Below are 15,199 nucleotides of genomic sequence, written 5' to 3' on the forward strand. Positions count from 1 at the left end.
CTATCCGGACGGGGGTGGGGGGAGCTCGTCGGTCGTGGCGTCCTTGCGCCAGCGCCACCAGATGAACGCCGCGAAGGCGCCGAAGACCCACCACTCGAAGGCGTAGAGCAGGTTGCGGATCCCGGTGAACCGGCTGGGCTCGGGCAGCGCCTCGAGCTCGGCGTCGTCGAGTCCCGGACCGGGCTCCTGGCTCACGACGTAGGCGGAGTAGAGGTCGATGTCGACGCGCTGCACCGCGTCGGCGACCCGGATCTCGGGGAAGACGTCGTCGTCCGGGTCGTCGTCGACGACCAGGGTGCCCTCGGGCGGCTGCAGCCACCCGACGACTTCGGCCGTCCCGGACACGGCCAGCAGGTCGGGGTCGGGCTCGGGCGCCCAGCCGCGGACGACGAGCACGGCCGACTCGTCGACGTGCAGCGGCGCCACGGCCCAGTAGCCCGGCTGCCCGTCTTGGTCGCGGTCGGCGACCCAGAAGCCGCCGTCGAGCCACTCCCCGGACACCTCGACCGGCCGCCCCAGGTCGGGCGCCGGGAACGGGTCGTCGCCGCCCATCACGTCCGTCAACGGGACCGGCGTCGCGCCGGTGAGGTCGAGCGCCTCGGCGTCGCGATGGGCCTGCCAGGCGTCGTACTGCCACTTCCCGAGCATCCCGGCCAGGCCGACGAGGACCAGCGCGAGGGCCGCTGCGCCGAGGTCGGTCAGCAGGCCGGGTCGGCGGGGGGCGGTCACGGCCCCGATTCTCCCAGCCGGGCGGTGAGCCTCGCGCCCCGGCCGTGCCCTCGACCCCCTCAGGCGCCGAAGAGGTCCTCGAGCGTCGGCGCGGGCGTGCGCGGGATGGCCAGCCACTCCGACCAGGTCAGGTCGCGCCCGACGTAGCGCGGCGCGCGCAGCGGCCACTCGCGGGCGATCCACCCCGGCACGAACGCGTCCAGCGTCCGCTCCACCTCGGTGCCGACGTGCTCGTCGCGCACCCACCACGAGATGTCGGCGTCGGCGCCGGGCTTGTCGGTGGGGTCGATGTAGACGCAGCCGACGAGCTCGGTCTCGTCCGCGTCGAGGAGCGCGTAGTTGAAGGACAGGTGGGCCTGCGCCTCGTCCCAGTGGTGCTGGAGGTCCTCCCGGTCCTGCTCGGCCGTCATGTCGGCGGGCGGCCACCCCCAGGCCTCCCCGTACGTCTCCCACAGGCGCTCGCGCGAGCCCATCACGGCAGGCATGTCGAGGTCGGTGTCGTCGGGGTGGATCGGCCGCAGGTGATGGCCGGTGGCGAGCTCCACGCGGGTCGGGTGGTCCCACCCGCGGGGCAGCCAGGTCGTCGTCTCGGTCATCGGATCTCCTCTTCGTCGGTGGCCCTCGGTGGGCCGGCAGGACCACGCTCCCGCAACGTCCTTGTCGATGCCTTGCGTCAGGCTGACCACAGCCGCGCCCCCTGCGCAGCGGCCGTACGGCGCGCCTCGTGCCGGCTGGCGCCGGCCTCCTCCGCTCGCCCGAGTGCGTCGGACGCCTCGGCGGAGAGCTCGAGCAGGCGCGGGAGGACGAGCACCTCGCCCACCTCGCGCGCGGTCACGACCGCGCGCTCGAGCACCGCCAGCGCCTCGCGGGGGCGCTCGGCGCGCAGCAGGAGGTCCGCGTGCACCGCTGCGACCAGGGTGCCGAACATGTGGTGCCCCGGCTCGACGTAGCGCGCGACCGTCGCGCCGACCTGCTCGAGCGCCGTGGCCGTCGCTCCGGACGCGTCGCTGCGGGCGAGCGCCCACGCCGACGGGGGCAGGCCGAAGACGGCGAACTGGTCCGCGCCCGAGCTCCGCGCCACGTCGAGGGCGCGGTCGCCGGCACGTCGTGCCTCCGCCTCGTCGGCGCGCCACACCGCGCTCCACGCGAGCAGGAGCTCGACGTAGACGGTCGTGTAGGCATGGTCGATCCGGTCGAGCACCTGACGGGCGGAGCGGGCGGTCTCGGCCGCCTCGGGCGCGCCGAGCAGCGTGAGGGTGAGGGTCAACCAGCCGCGCAGGGCTGCCGACGGGTCCTGCACCAGCACGTCGAGCGGTGCCGGGGGCAGGTCGTCGACCAGCACGATGCCGCGCTCGAGGTGCTCGCGCGCCTCGCCGAGGCGGCCCTGCAGGAGTCGTACCTGACCGACGGCCTGGGCTGCTGCGACCTCCAGCCACGGCTCTCGCGTACGAGCGGCCGCGGCCTCGAGGTCGGCGAGCAGCGTGTCCGCCTCGCCCAGCGCTCCGCGGACGAGGGCCGAGCCCCAGGCGCCCCACAACCCGGCCAGCAGCTGCTCCGCGCTCCCGCAGCGGCGGGCCAGCTCGAGGGCGTGGGACCGGTGCTCCGCCACGTCGGGGTGGTCGTAGCCCAGCCGGCGTGACAGCAGCGCCGCCAGCCGGATCCGCACGTCGAGCTCGAGCGGCTCACCGACGGTCGGGGCGAGGCGGGGCACGGCGGTCAGGGCGGCGCGCAGCAGCCGCTCGGCGTCGCCGGGGGCGGCACGGCGTTCGGCGACGTCGGCGGCGCGTACGGCGGCGCGCACGGCCGCGCCGGCATCCCCCACGGCACCGGCGCTCAGGTGGTGGTGCGCGACCCGCGCCGCGTGCTGCTCCGCGTCACCGTGCCGTCGTACGAGCGCTGCCGCGACCTGGGCGTGCCACGTCGCGCGCCGGACGGGACCCACGGAGCCCTCCAGCACCTCGCGCACGAGCGCGTGGCTGAAGCCCTGCACACCGGGCCCGGCGTCCACCAGGAGCCCTGCCGCGGTGGCCCGGTCGAGCGCCGGCGCCAGCACGTCGGCCGGCCGGCCGAGGACCTCCTGCAGGAGCGGGAGGTCGACCTCGCGACCGAGCACCGCGGCCGCACCCAGGACCTCGCGGTCATCTGCGGGCAGACCGCGCAGCCGCCCCTCCACCACGGCCGACACGGTGCGCGGGACGGGCACGTCCGCCCGGCCGCCTGCGCTGCGCTCCTGCGCCAGCAACCGGGTGAGCTCGACGAGGTAGAACGGGTTGCCGTCCGTGCGCTCGCGCAACGCGGCGGCGACCCCGGCGCGCAGCTCGGAGCCGAGGTGGTGCTCGACGAGCGTGGCCACGTCGGGCTCGTCCAGCCCCCGCAGTGGCAGGACGGTGCCGCCGGACCGCCCGACAGAGGCCTGCACGTCGACCGCGGGGCCGCCGTCGACGTCGCGGGTGGTGGCGACCACGCACACCCGCCCCGGCCGGCGGGCGCGGCTGAGGTAGCGCAGGAGGGCGACCGACTCCTCGTCGGCGTCGTGGACGTCCTCGAGCACGACCAGGACCGGGCGCTCGAGCGAGGTCACGTCGAGCAGCCGCGCGATCGCGTCGAAGAGCCGCAGCCGTGCCCGGTCGGGGTCGTCGGTCGTCCAGGTGGTTCCTCCCCGGGCCTCCGTGGCGAGCGCCGGGACCAGCACGGCCAGCGCGTCGGTCGCGCCCGGCACCGCGCCGGTCGCGGCCCGGGCGGCGTCGGGTCCGACCAGCTCCACGAGCGCGGTCAGGACCTGCTCCCACGGCCACAGCGGCGAGGTCCCCTCGTCGTCCCAGCAGGTGCCGCGCACGACGAGGGCGGGCTCCGGTCGCTGCGCGACCTGATCGGCCAGCGCGTCGACCAGCCGGGACTTGCCGATGCCGGGCTCCCCGACGACGCAGCCGTAGGTCATCCGGCCGGCCACAGCCTCGTCCACCAGCCCGACCAGCCGCGCCAGCTCGTCCGTACGCCCCACCAGCGGCTCGGCGACCGGGGCCGCAGAGGTGGGAGGGACGGGCGGAGGGACCACGGCAACGGACCCCGCGGCGACGGCCCGGGGAGCGACCGTGTCGTCGAGGGCCGGGTCCTGCCGCAGGATGCGCTGCCACAACCGCTGCAGGTCGGGGCCCGGGTCGATGCCCAGCTCCTCGGCGAGCGCCCGGCGCGCGCGGTCGTACACCGCCAGGGCGTCGGCCTGCCGGCCGGCGCGGTAGAGAGCGAGCATCAGCGCGCGGTGCAGCGACTCGCGCAGCGGGTGGTCGGCGACGAGGGTCGGCAGGGTGTCGAGCAGCTGCTCGTGGCGTCCCAGCGCCAGCGCGGCCTCGGCCACCAGCTCATGGCAGGCCAGCCGCTGCTCGGCGAGCCGGTCGGCCTCGAGGTGGGCGAAGTCGCCGGGGACGTCGGCGTAGGGGCGGCCGCGCCACAGCCCGAGCGCGTCCGCGGCCGAGTCATGGGCGCCGGCGACGTCGCCCTCGGCCAGCATCCGGCGTGCGGAGGCCATCCGCCGACCCACGACGATCGCATCGACCTCGCAGGCGTCGGTCGCCAGCAGGTAGCCCGAGGACTGGGTGACGACCACCGGGGCGGCGGTCACCGCGCGCAGCCGGCCGCGCAACCGGGAGACCAGCGCGTGCAGGTTGCCGGCACTCGCCGCGGCGTCCTCCTCGCCCCACACCCGGGCTGCGACGACCTCGGCCGGCACCACGTGGCCGGCGTCCACCGCCAGCGCGGCCAGCACCGCTCGGTGGCGGGACGAACCGAGGTCCAGGCGGCCGTCAGGTCCCTCCACCTCGAGGGGGCCGAGGACCCGCAGCCGGACCGACGGCGCCGAGGTCTCGGTCGGGTCGCTCCCCGGGGGCACTCCGCTCGCCATGGCCCCATCGTGCCGCGTCCGCCTTGCACCTCGCTTGCAGCCGGCGGGGCCAGGACCGCCGCACGTGTCCGCGGCGTTGCCCTCGTACGCCCCGCGCCGGGGCCACAACCGCCCCACGTGTCCGCGAGGGTGCCCTCGGGTCGGGGCCCGGGCGAGAGATCACGTCCCGACGAGGGCCTCGACGAGATCGGCCACCGGCGCGGCGGTGTCGACGCGGACGACCGGCCCGTCGAACCGCGTCATCCACTCCTCGTGCAGCGTGCGGCTGCGACCGGGGAAGTCGGGCGTCTCGTAGCCCGCCGCCCAGGTCACGAATTCCTCGTGCGTGGTCGCGAGGTCGCCACCCGCGAGGATCCGGTCGCCGTACCTCGTGGCCTCGCGGGCCCGCAGCCGCGCCAGGCGCACCTCCGGGTCGAGGGAGCAGAAGACGATCGTGTCGACGTGGTCGAGCAGCACCTCGCCCCACCCCATGACCGATCCGGACAGCACCCACGCCGGACGTGGCAGGAACATCTCCGCCATCAGGTCGAGGCGCCGCTGCTCGTCCCGCTTCTCGGTGTAGGGCGGGTCCGTCGGCACCCAGAAGTAGTCGTCGGTGTCCGCGTGCGGCACCGACCAGCGGTCCGCGAGCGCCCGTGCGAGGGTGGTCGTGCCCGATGCCGTCGCACCGATGACGAGCACGCGACAGGGATCCACGCGATGGAGCCTAGACGTCCCCGAGGACGAGTCCGGCGACCTGCGCGCCGAGCTCGAGGTCGGACACGTGCCTGAACGTCTGGCGCCGCAGCACGCCGCGCCGGTCGTACAGCATCACCGTCGGGGTGCCCCGCATGCCGAAGCGCTCCATCGTCACCGGTACGGGCCCGCGCGACGACGGCTCGTCGACGGCGACCGGGAACGTCACGCGGAACTCGTGCAGGAAGGCCCGCAGCGACACCGGGGTCATCGCGTCGTGGTGCTCGAACACCGCGTGCAGGCCGACGACCGCGACCTCGCCGGCGGGGAACGTCGCCGCGGCCTGTCGCAGCTGCGGCACGGTCTTCTCGACGCACGCGGGGCAGAGCATCTGGAAGGCGGCCGCCAGGACGACGCGGCCGGCGAGGTCGCCGACCGCGAAGTCCTGGTGCGGCGCACCGAGCCACTCGCTCACCGACCAGTCGTCGAGCGTCAGGGCGCCCGGGTCAGCCATGGCGTACGCGCTCCCTCACGCCCGCTCGAGCAGGGCGACCCGCGGGAAGTCCACGGGTACGCCCAGCGCGACGTTGACGTAGTTGGTGAAGAGGTTGAGCGCGACGTGGGCGACGAGCTCGACGACGTCCTGGTCGTCGAAGCCGGCCGCGCGCAGGGCCGCGACGTCCTCGTCACCGACCTGGGCGCGGTCCTCGACCAGCTTCTCCGCGAACGCCAGCGCAGCGGCGGTGCGCGGGTCGTCCGAGCGGCCGGCCTGCGCCTCACCCATCTCCTGGGTGGTCGCCCCGGCCTTCCGCCCGAGGGCGGTGTGGGCGGCCAGGCAGTACTCGCACGCGTTGCGGTCGGCCACCAGGACGGCGACCTGCTCGCCGAGACGGGCGTCCAAGCGGCCGTGCCCGAGGGCGCCGAAGCCCGCCCACATCATCTCCAGGGCGGCCGGCGAGTTGGCGACCGCGCGGAACATCGCCGGCGTGGTGCCGAACGCCGCGTGGATCTGGTCGAGGACGGGCTTCACCTCGGGACCCGCGGTGGCGGGATCGATCAGGTCGACTCGTGTCATGTCATCTGCTCCTTCGTCAGTGGGTCCGTGGTGAACCCTTAGGACTACTAAACGATTTGCTCTTGAGCCGTGTCAAGCATTTCGCTTAGGATTCCTAAGTGAATTCCGGTAACCCTGCACCCGACGGCCTGCCCGAGGACTCCGCGGTGCACGAGGGCGCGGCCGGCGCGCGGGTGGACGACCTCGACCAGCGCCTGGCCGCCGCAGTCGAGCGGATGGGCCACGTCACGCGCACGATGCTCCTGCGCCAGGCGTACGCCGAGGGCGTCAGCCCGCTGCAGCACCAGCTGCTCCTGCGCGTACGCGCGCTCGATGGCCGGGCGCGCGGCAGCGACCTCGCGACGGAGCTCGACGTCTCCCAGGCCACCGCGAGCGAGGCGCTCAGCGCCCTGCGCCGCAAGGAGCTCGTCGAGAAGGTCCAGGACCCCGCGGACCGCCGCAACGTCGTCTACTCGCTCACCGCCTCGGGAGAGGAGCTCTCCGAGCGGCTGACGCAGTGGGACGGACCGTTGACCGCGCGGCTCGGCGAGGTGCCCGAGGCCGACAAGGCGACGACCCTGCGCGTGCTGCTCGGGCTGGTCGCCGACCTGCACGGCGAGGGAGTCGTCAGCGTCGCGCGTACGTGCCTCACGTGCGTCTTCTTCGCCGACGGCAGCGCGGGGACGGGGCTGCCCTACCGCTGCGACCTGCTGCAGGTCGACTTCGACGACGCCCACCTGCGGGTGGACTGCGCGGAGCATCAGCCGCGCTCCGCGGCCTCCTAGAGGCCTCGAGCAGGATCGGGGAGCATGGGCCTGCCCTGGTCGAGCCGGGGTTCCCCGATGGCGCTTCGCTACCGCTGCGTCAGCGACGTCTGCCCGAGCCAGGCGCGCCGCCGGCCGGGACGGGACGTGGTGGAGCCTAGGGGACTCGAACCCCTAACCCCCTGCTTGCAAAGCAGGTGCGCTACCAATTGCGCCAAGGCCCCGGAAGGGAACGCGCGTCAGGCCTTCTCGACGGGATCGGTGGCCTCGGCCCAGAGGGCCTGCTCGTTCTTGCCCTCGTCCATCTTCCGCTTCGCGACGAGCGCGCCGGCGGCGGCCAGGGCGATCAGGAGGAGCTTCTTCACGAGCGGTTCTCCTCGCTGTCGAAGGGGGATGGAGTGGGCCTAGGAGGACTTGAACCTCCGACCTCTTCCTTATCAGGGAAGCGCTCTAACCGTCTGAGCTATAGGCCCGCACGCTGGTTGACCAGCGACGCCGAAGATTACCCGACCGTCACTGACCCGTGCCAATCGGGGAGGGAGTCAGCGAGCAGGGCTCACTTCTCGTCCTCGGCGAGGGTGACCTCGATGCCGCCGAGGAGGGCGGCCGCGAGGTTGTAGAGGAAGGCGGTGAGCGTGGCGATCGCGGTGATCAGCACCACGTCGAGCACCGACACGAGCAGGGTGAAGCCCAGGACCCGGGACATCCCGACGTAGTCGGTGACGTCGAAGGTCGAGTTGCCGCTGTCGCCCTCGACGATGCTCGCCACCGCGGAGTTGATGGAGTCCCAGACGCCGGCGGCGCCGAGCACCGACCACACCATGAAGATCGCGACGAACGTGACGACGCCGAAGGCGACCGACAGCAGGAACGACGTCTTCATCACCGACCACGGGTCGATCCGCGTCAGTCGCAGGCGCGCGCGCCGGGGCTGGCGGCCCGGCGCCCGGCGTACGCGGCTGCCGCGCGCCTCCTTGGGCGTGGCGTTGGCGCGGTGCTCCTCAGCGGCGTTGGACAGCGTGTCCTGCAGCCGCCCGGTCAGCGAGCGCTTCGCGGGCTCGTCCCCGGAGGTACGGCGCGGAGTCGCGGTGCGTTCCGACATGGATCACTCACTCCTCGGTGTCGTCGTCGGGGGTGTCGGCGCTGTCGTCCACAGCGTCCTGGCCCACGATTGTTGCACCGTCGGCCACGTCGGGCGAAACGGCTGCGGCCTCGCCGGCGTCCGGCTGGACGTCGGACTGGACCTCGGCGTCTGCCTCGGCCTCGACCTCGTCGTCCTCACGTGCCTCGACCGAGCGGGCCACGACGGCGACCGTGTCGCCCTTCTTGGGCGTCACGAACTTCACGCCCTGGCTGTCGCGGCCGGTGGCGCGGAAGTTGGCGTCGATCGGGCTGCGGACGACCTGCCCACCGCTCGTGATCGACAGGACCTCGTCACCCTCCTCGACGATGAACGCACCGACCAGGCCGCCGCGGTCCTCGTTGGTGAGCCGGACGGCGCGGATGCCGACGCCACCGCGGTTGGTGATGCGGTAGTCGGTGATGCGCGAGCGCTTGGCGTAGCCGCCGTCGGTGATCGTGAAGACGTACTGCTCCTTCACGTCGGGCAGGTCCCCGGCGTCGGTGGACTCACCGGCCGCCTCCGCCCTGGAGACCGCGGCCTCCTCGGCCGCGACCTGGTCGGCGCGGATCACCGAGAGCGACAGCACCGAGTCGTCGTCGTGCTTGAACTTCATGCCGCGCACGCCGCCGGTGGCCCGGCCCATCGGACGCAGCTGGTCGTCGTTGGCCTGGAAGCGGATCGCCTGGCCCTTGCGCGAGACGAGCAGGATGTCGTCGTCGGCGTTGACCAGCTCGGCGCCGATCAGCTCGTCGTCGTCCTCGCGGAAGTTGATCGCGATGACGCCGGCCTGCCGCGGGCTGTTGTAGTCGCCCAGCTTGGTCTTCTTCACCAGGCCGGTGCGCGTGGCCAGGACGAGGTAGGGCGCCTGGTCGTAGTCGCGGATCGCAAGCACCTGGGCGATGTCCTCGTCCGGCTGGAAGCTCAGCAGGCCGGCGACGTGGCCGCCCTTGGCGTCGCGCGCCGCCTCCGGGAGGTTGTAGGCCTTCGTGCGGTACACGCGGCCGGCTGTGGTGAAGAACAGCAGCCAGTGGTGGTTGGTGGTCGCGATGAAGTGCTGGACGACGTCGTCGCCGCGCAGCGTCGCACCGCGTACGCCCTTGCCGCCGCGCTTCTGGAGCCGGTACTGGTCGGCGCGGGTGCGCTTGGCGTACCCGCCGCGGGTGATCGAGACGACGAGGTCCTCGTCGGGGATGAGGTCCTCCATCGACAGGTCGCCGTCGGCCGCGATGATCTGCGTACGGCGGTCGTCGCCGTACTTGTCGACGATGCCGGTGAGCTCCTCGGAGATGATCGAGCGCTGGCGCGTCTCGTTGGCGAGGATGTCCTCGAGGTCGGCGATCTCCAGCTCGATGGCGGTCAGGTCGTCGACGATCTTCTGGCGCTGCAGCGCGGCCAGGCGGCGCAGCTGCATGTCGAGGATCGCGGTCGCCTGGACCTCGTCGACCTCGAGCAGCTCCATCAGGCCCACGCGGGCGTCGTCGACGTCGGGGCTGTTGCGGATGAGGGCGATGACCTCGTCGAGCGCGTCGAGCGCTTTGGCGAGACCACGCAGGATGTGTGCGCGCTTCTCGGCCTCGGCGAGGCGGTAGCGGGTGCGCCGCTGGATGACCTCGACCTGGTGGGTGACCCAGTTGCTGATGAACGCGTCGACGCTGAGCGTGCGCGGCACGCCGTCGACGAGCGCGAGCATGTTGGCCGAGAAGTTGGACTGCAGCTCGGTGTGCTTGAGCAGGTTGTTGAGCACGACCCGGGCGACCGCGTCGCGCTTGAGGACGACCACGATCCGCTGGCCCACGCGCGAGGACGTCTCGTTGCGGACGTCGGCGATGCCCTGCACCTTGCCGGCGTCGGCGAGCTCGGCGATCTTCACGAGCAGGTTGTCGGGGTTGACCATGTAGGGCAGGTCGGTGATGACCAGCATCGTGCGACCCGCGCGGTCCTCGTCGACCTCGATGATCGCCCGCTGGGTGATCGAACCGCGGCCGGTGCGGTAGGCCTGCTCGATGCCCTCGCGGCCGACGATGAGCGCGCCGTTGGGGAAGTCGGGGCCCTTGATCCGCTCCAGGAGGGCCTCGAGCAGCTCCTCGCGGGTGGCGTCGGGGTGCTCGAGCGCCCAGATCGCGCCGTCGGCGACCTCGCGCAGGTTGTGCGGGGGGATGTTGGTCGCCATGCCGACCGCGATGCCGGCCGACCCGTTGACCAGCAGGTTGGGGAACCGCGCCGGCAGGATCGTCGGCTCCTGGGTCTTGCCGTCGTAGTTGGGGGTCATGTCGACGGTGTCCTCGTCGATGTCCCGCACCATCTCCATGGCGAGCGGCGCCATCCGGCACTCGGTGTACCGCATGGCCGCCGCGGGGTCGTTGCCCGGCGACCCGAAGTTGCCCTGACCGTTGACCAGCGGGTTGCGCATCACCCACTGCTGGGCGAGGCGGACCAGGGTGTCGTAGATCGCCGAGTCGCCGTGGGGGTGGTAGTTACCCATCACGTCGCCCACCACGCGCGCGCACTTGTTGAAGCCGCGGTCGGGGCGGTAGCCGCCGTCGTACATCGCGTAGAGCACGCGGCGGTGCACGGGCTTGAGCCCGTCGCGCACGTCGGGCAGCGCACGGCCGACGATGACGGCCATGGCGTAGTCGATGTAGGAGCGCTTCATCGACTCCTGCAGGTCGACGGGCTGCACGCGGCCACCGCCGGAGCCGGACGTGAGGTCGGTGGGGGTCTCGGTCATTCTCAGCTTCTCTCTGGCGTTCTACGGATGTCTAGGACGGGGCTTAGAGACCTAGATATCGAGGAATCGAACGTCCTTGGCGTTGCGCTGGATGAAGGAGCGGCGCTGCTCGACGTCCTCGCCCATGAGGATCGAGAAGATCTCGTCGGCCTGCGCAGCGTCCTCGAGCGTGACCTGGAGCAGCACCCGCTGGTCGGGGTCGAGCGTGGTGTCCCACAGCTCGTCGGCGTTCATCTCGCCGAGACCCTTGTAGCGCTGGATCGGCGCCTCCTTGGGCAGCTTCTTGCCCTGCGCGAGGCCGTCACGCATGAGGGCGTCGCGCTCGGAGTCGGAGTAGACGTACTCGTGCTCGTGGGGCTTGTTCCATTTGATCCGGTAGAGCGGGGGCTGGGCGAGGTAGACGTGGCCCGCCTCGATCAGCGGCCGCATGAAGCGGAACAGCAGCGTCAGCAGGAGCGTGTTGATGTGGTGGCCGTCGACGTCGGCATCGGCCATCAGCACGATCTTGTGGTAGCGCAGCTTGTCGAGGTCGAACTCCTCCTGCACGCCGGTGCCGAGCGCGGAGATGATCGCCTGGACCTCGGTGTTGGCCAGGACCTTGTCGATGCGGGCCTTCTCGACGTTGAGGATCTTGCCGCGGATCGGGAGGATCGCCTGGATCGTGTTGTCGCGGCCCATGACGGCCGAGCCGCCGGCGGAGTCGCCCTCGACGATGAAGACCTCGCAGTCGGCCGGGTTGCGCGAGCTGCAGTCGCGCAGCTTGCCGGGCAGGCCGCCGCCGCCGAGGAGTCCCTTGCGGTTGCGAGCGAGGTCGCGGGCCTTGCGGGCGGCCATCCGGGCCGAGGCCGCGGCCTGGGACTTGCGGACGATGTCGCGGCCCTCGGCAGGGTTCTGCTCGAACCACGCGCCGAGCTGGTCGTTCATGATCCGCTGGGTGAAGCCCTTGGCCTCGGTGTTGCCGAGCTTGGTCTTGGTCTGGCCCTCGAACTGCGGCTCGCCGAGCTTGATCGACACGATCGCGGTCAGGCCCTCGCGGATGTCGTCGCCGCTGACCCGGTCCTCGCGCTTCTTGATCAGGCCCCACTCCTCGCCCCAGTGGTTGACCAGCGAGGTGAGCGCCGCGCGGAAGCCCTCCTCGTGGGTGCCGCCCTCGTGGGTGTTGATGTTGTTGGCGAAGGTGTGCACCGACTCGGTGAACGAGGTGTTCCACTGCATCGCCACCTCGAGGCTCATGTGCTGCCCGGTGGCGCCCTCGGCGGTCTCGGCCTCGAAGGCGATGACCGTCGCGTTGGCCTTGTCCTTGCGCCGGTTGAGGTGCTCGACGTAGTCGACGAGGCCGCGGTCGTACTTGAAGACCTGCACCAGGCCGCCGGTCTCGCCGCGCTTGATCGCGTCGTGGCTCGCGGTGTCGACCTCCGCGGCGACGGTGTCGTCCTCGATCGCGTCGACGATCGCGTCGGCGTCGGCGCGCTCGTCGCGCACGACGAACTCGACGCCCTTGTTGAGGAACGCCATCTCGCGCAGGCGCGAGGTGATGGTCTCGAGGCTGTAGGTGGTGTGCTCGAAGATGTCCTCGGAGGCGTACCAGGTCACCGTGGTGCCGGTGCCCTCGCCGTCCTCGAGCGTACGCACCTGCTCGAGGTCGGCATCCGGCACGCCGAGCTGGAACGACTGGCGCCACAGGTGGCCGCGGTTCTTCACCTCGGCGACGAGACGGGTCGAGAGGGCGTTCACGACCGAGACGCCGACGCCGTGCAGCCCGCCGGACACCTTGTAGCCGCCACCGCCGAACTTGCCGCCGGCGTGGAGCATCGTCAGCGCCATCGTGAGCGCCGGCATGTCCTGGCCCGGCGCGGTGTCGGTGGGGATGCCGCGCCCGTTGTCCTCCACCCGGACGCCGCCGTCGTTCTGGAGCGTGAGGACGATCCTGGTCGCGAAGCCCGCGAGGGCCTCGTCGACGCCGTTGTCCACGATCTCCCAGATGAGGTGGTGCAGACCGCGCTCGCCGGTGGACCCGATGTACATGCCGGGGCGCTTGCGGACCGCCTCGAGGCCCTCGAGGACCTGGATCGCGGAGGCGTCGTACTCGGTGCCCTCGTCGACGGCCGTCGAGGAACGCCGGTCCTCGCTCTCGACCGCGGCCGGGCCGACGGCTGCCGCCAGCGCCTCGGCGCGCTCGGCCTCGGTGAACGAGGCGTCGGCGGGCTGGTCGGGAGCGGCGGTGGAGTCGTGGTTCTCTTCGCTCAAGGCACGGCCTTCTGCTCATCGCCCCGGACCGGCTCCGGGGGCGCTCGACATGCGTCGAGTCGCACCGGTGCAGAGCACGGACCGGCATGCGACTCGTGCGTCCATGATAGCCGTCAGAAGCCCTCGACCGAAGCATCGACCCGGGGTTGGGGAGGGATCGGTGGGGAAAATCGCCCCGTACGGCCCCGTGAGCCGCCTCCAGCGCGACGAACAGGGGCGCGGGTAGGGCCCTATGCGTCGAGCGGGCTCCCAGATCGCCAGAACGCGCCTCAGCCGTAGGTGTCCCGCGGGCCCCGGCCGTCCCGGCTGGAGAGGCGGCCCTTCTTCCAGCTGGGCAGGTGCGGTCCGAGCACCTCGATGAGCGTCACCGTGCCGTGGCCGAGGTCCTCGTTGAGCCGGCGCACCACGGCGGGGGCGAGCAGCTTGAGCTGGGTCGCCCAGGCCGTCGAGTCCGTGCGGACCACGAGCCGGCCGTCGTCGAACGACTCCGGGGTGCAGTGGTCGGCGACCTCGTCGCCCACCAGCTCGGCCCATCGCCCGAAGACGCCCTGGACCTTCAAGTCGACCTCCCAGCCGTGGGACGCGATGAGGCGGCCCATCGCCTGGTCGAGGAGCTGGGGGTCGCGGTCGTCGGGACGTGCGCCGGACGCCTTGCCAGGGCCCGTACGACGGCGGGCGGTCGACGACCTGCGCCGGGCGGGCGGGGTGCCGGGACTCGCGGCGGCCGCCCGGGCGGCGGCCCGGGCCAGGTCGAGGCCGTCGGCGCGGTGCTGCGGCGTCGCGGTCGCGTCCTCGCCCGGCTGGTCGGGCTGGTCGGGCCCCTCGGACTGGTCGGGCCGGTCATCAGTCGTCACGGGTCACCGCCCCGTCGGCGACCAGGAACCGCACCCCCTGCAACGAGGCCGGCACGTCCGCCGCGACGGCCGCGGTCACGAGCACCTGCTCCGCACCGGCGACGAGCTGCGCCAGCTGGCTGCGTCGCTCGGCGTCGAGCTCGGCGAAGACGTCGTCGAGCACCAGGATCGGGTCGTCGCCGTCGGCGCGCAGCAGGTCGTACGACGCCAGTCGGAGCGCGAGCGCGAAGGACCAGGACTCCCCGTGCGAGGCATAGCCCTTGACCGGCAGCCGCAGCTCGGCGTTGCCGAGCGTGAGCAGCAGCTCGTCGCGGTGCGGGCCCACGAGCGAGATCCCGCGGTCGAGCTCCTCCTTGCGTCGGACGGCGAGCGCGTCGAGGAGCGCGGTGCGGAGGTCCTGGTCGGGGGAGCCGACGTCCACGCTCGCGCGGTACTCCAGGTCGGCGTCGTCACGGCTGGCGCCGCGCGCCACGGCCTCGTACGCCTTGCCGAGGTAGGGCCGCAGGTCCTCCACCAGCGCGAGGCGTGCGCCCAGGAGCTCGGCGCCGACACGGGCGAGGTTGTCGTCCCAGATCTCGAGGGTGGACATCGCGGCGTCGCGCGAGGTCCCGCGCGCCACCCCGGCGGTCTTGAGCAGGCTGTTGCGCTGCCGGAGGATCCGGTCGTAGTCGGACCGGACACCGGCGAGCCGGGGGGTGCGCAGGACCAGCAGGTCGTCGAGCATCTTGCGGCGGTCCGACGGGTCGCCCTTGACCAGGGTGAGGTCGTCGGGGGCGAACACCACGGTCCGGACGAGACCGATGATCTCGCGCGGTCGGGGCAGGGGGGAGCGGTTGATCCGTGCGCGGTTGGCACGTCCGGGGTTGAGCTCGACCTCGAGCAGGGCCGTACGTCCCTCCTTGACCACCGAGGCCCGCACCACCGCCTGGTCGGCGCCCGCCCGCACGAGCGGGGCGTCGGTCGCGACGCGGTGCGAGGAGAGCCGCGAGAGGTAGTCGATCGCCTCGACCAGGTTGGTCTTGCCCTGGCCGTTGCGGCCGATGAACGCCGTCGCCCCCGGCTCCAGCGCGACGTCGACGTCGGCGTACGAGCGGAAGTTGTGGAGGGTCAGGTGTGCGACGTGCAAG

General features: G+C 72.6%; 13 protein-coding genes and 2 tRNA genes. 1 reads left to right on the plus strand and 14 read right to left on the minus strand.

What is annotated here, in order from left to right:
• The 6 genes from F4692_RS07195 to F4692_RS07220 form a co-directional block, all read right to left on the minus strand.
• On the minus strand, positions 1-729 hold the full coding sequence (locus F4692_RS07195) for an SURF1 family protein (RefSeq protein WP_179618874.1): 729 nt from the start codon (positions 727-729) through the stop codon (positions 1-3).
• Between the two features lie 59 nt (positions 730-788).
• On the minus strand, positions 789-1,325 hold the full coding sequence (locus tag F4692_RS07200) for a GNAT family N-acetyltransferase (protein WP_179618875.1): 537 nt from the start codon (positions 1,323-1,325) through the stop codon (positions 789-791).
• Between the two features lie 77 nt (positions 1,326-1,402).
• Positions 1,403-4,627 (minus strand): ATP-binding protein, encoded by a 3,225-nt coding sequence (locus tag F4692_RS07205; protein WP_179618876.1) that lies wholly within the window; start codon positions 4,625-4,627, stop codon positions 1,403-1,405.
• Between the two features lie 159 nt (positions 4,628-4,786).
• Positions 4,787-5,323 (minus strand): P-loop NTPase family protein, encoded by a 537-nt coding sequence (locus tag F4692_RS07210; RefSeq protein WP_179618877.1) that lies wholly within the window; start codon positions 5,321-5,323, stop codon positions 4,787-4,789.
• A gap of 10 nt (positions 5,324-5,333) precedes the next feature.
• Positions 5,334-5,816 carry a TlpA disulfide reductase family protein gene (locus tag F4692_RS07215; RefSeq protein ID WP_179618878.1) on the minus strand — a complete coding sequence of 161 codons (483 nt, stop codon included), beginning with the start codon at positions 5,814-5,816 and terminating at the stop codon, positions 5,334-5,336.
• 15 nt (positions 5,817-5,831) lie between these two features.
• Positions 5,832-6,377 (minus strand): carboxymuconolactone decarboxylase family protein, encoded by a 546-nt coding sequence (locus F4692_RS07220; RefSeq protein ID WP_179618879.1) that lies wholly within the window; start codon positions 6,375-6,377, stop codon positions 5,832-5,834.
• Positions 6,378-6,475: 98 nt separating this feature from the next.
• On the opposite strand from F4692_RS07220, the gene F4692_RS07225 reads away from it, so the two are divergent.
• Positions 6,476-7,141 (plus strand): MarR family winged helix-turn-helix transcriptional regulator, encoded by a 666-nt coding sequence (locus F4692_RS07225; RefSeq protein ID WP_179618880.1) that lies wholly within the window; start codon positions 6,476-6,478, stop codon positions 7,139-7,141.
• Between the two features lie 127 nt (positions 7,142-7,268).
• On the opposite strand, the gene F4692_RS07230 is transcribed toward F4692_RS07225, so the two are convergent.
• The 8 genes from F4692_RS07230 to recF all read right to left on the minus strand — a co-directional run bounded on the left by F4692_RS07230 (position 7,269) and on the right by recF (position 15,198).
• Positions 7,269-7,344: transfer RNA gene (locus F4692_RS07230), tRNA-Ala, on the minus strand.
• 15 nt (positions 7,345-7,359) lie between these two features.
• Positions 7,360-7,485 (minus strand): DLW-39 family protein, encoded by a 126-nt coding sequence (locus tag F4692_RS20690; protein ID WP_308645194.1) that lies wholly within the window; start codon positions 7,483-7,485, stop codon positions 7,360-7,362.
• Positions 7,486-7,519: 34 nt separating this feature from the next.
• A tRNA-Ile gene (locus tag F4692_RS07235) sits at positions 7,520-7,593 on the minus strand.
• Between the two features lie 83 nt (positions 7,594-7,676).
• A complete protein-coding gene (locus tag F4692_RS07240; RefSeq protein ID WP_179618881.1) occupies positions 7,677-8,222 on the minus strand; it encodes a DUF3566 domain-containing protein in 546 nt (181 codons plus the stop codon).
• Positions 8,223-8,229: 7 nt separating this feature from the next.
• Positions 8,230-10,971, minus strand: a complete 2,742-nt coding sequence (gene gyrA, locus F4692_RS07245; RefSeq protein ID WP_179618882.1) for a DNA gyrase subunit A — start codon at positions 10,969-10,971, stop codon at positions 8,230-8,232.
• Positions 10,972-11,022: 51 nt separating this feature from the next.
• A complete protein-coding gene (gene gyrB, locus F4692_RS07250; protein ID WP_374757291.1) occupies positions 11,023-13,218 on the minus strand; it encodes a DNA topoisomerase (ATP-hydrolyzing) subunit B in 2,196 nt (731 codons plus the stop codon).
• Positions 13,219-13,487: 269 nt separating this feature from the next.
• Complete coding sequence (locus F4692_RS07255) at positions 13,488-14,072, minus strand: DciA family protein (RefSeq protein ID WP_179618883.1); 585 nt, start codon at positions 14,070-14,072, stop codon at positions 13,488-13,490.
• The gene (gene recF / locus F4692_RS07260; RefSeq protein ID WP_179618884.1) at positions 14,062-15,198 is read right to left on the minus strand and encodes a DNA replication/repair protein RecF; all 1,137 of its coding nucleotides are present in this window, start codon (positions 15,196-15,198) and stop codon (positions 14,062-14,064) included. The genes F4692_RS07255 and recF overlap by 11 nt, the downstream gene beginning before the upstream one ends.
• Position 15,199 lies beyond the last annotated feature (1 nt).

Source organism: Nocardioides cavernae (genome assembly GCF_013410035.1).
Lineage (GTDB): Bacteria > Actinomycetota > Actinomycetes > Propionibacteriales > Nocardioidaceae > Nocardioides > Nocardioides cavernae_A.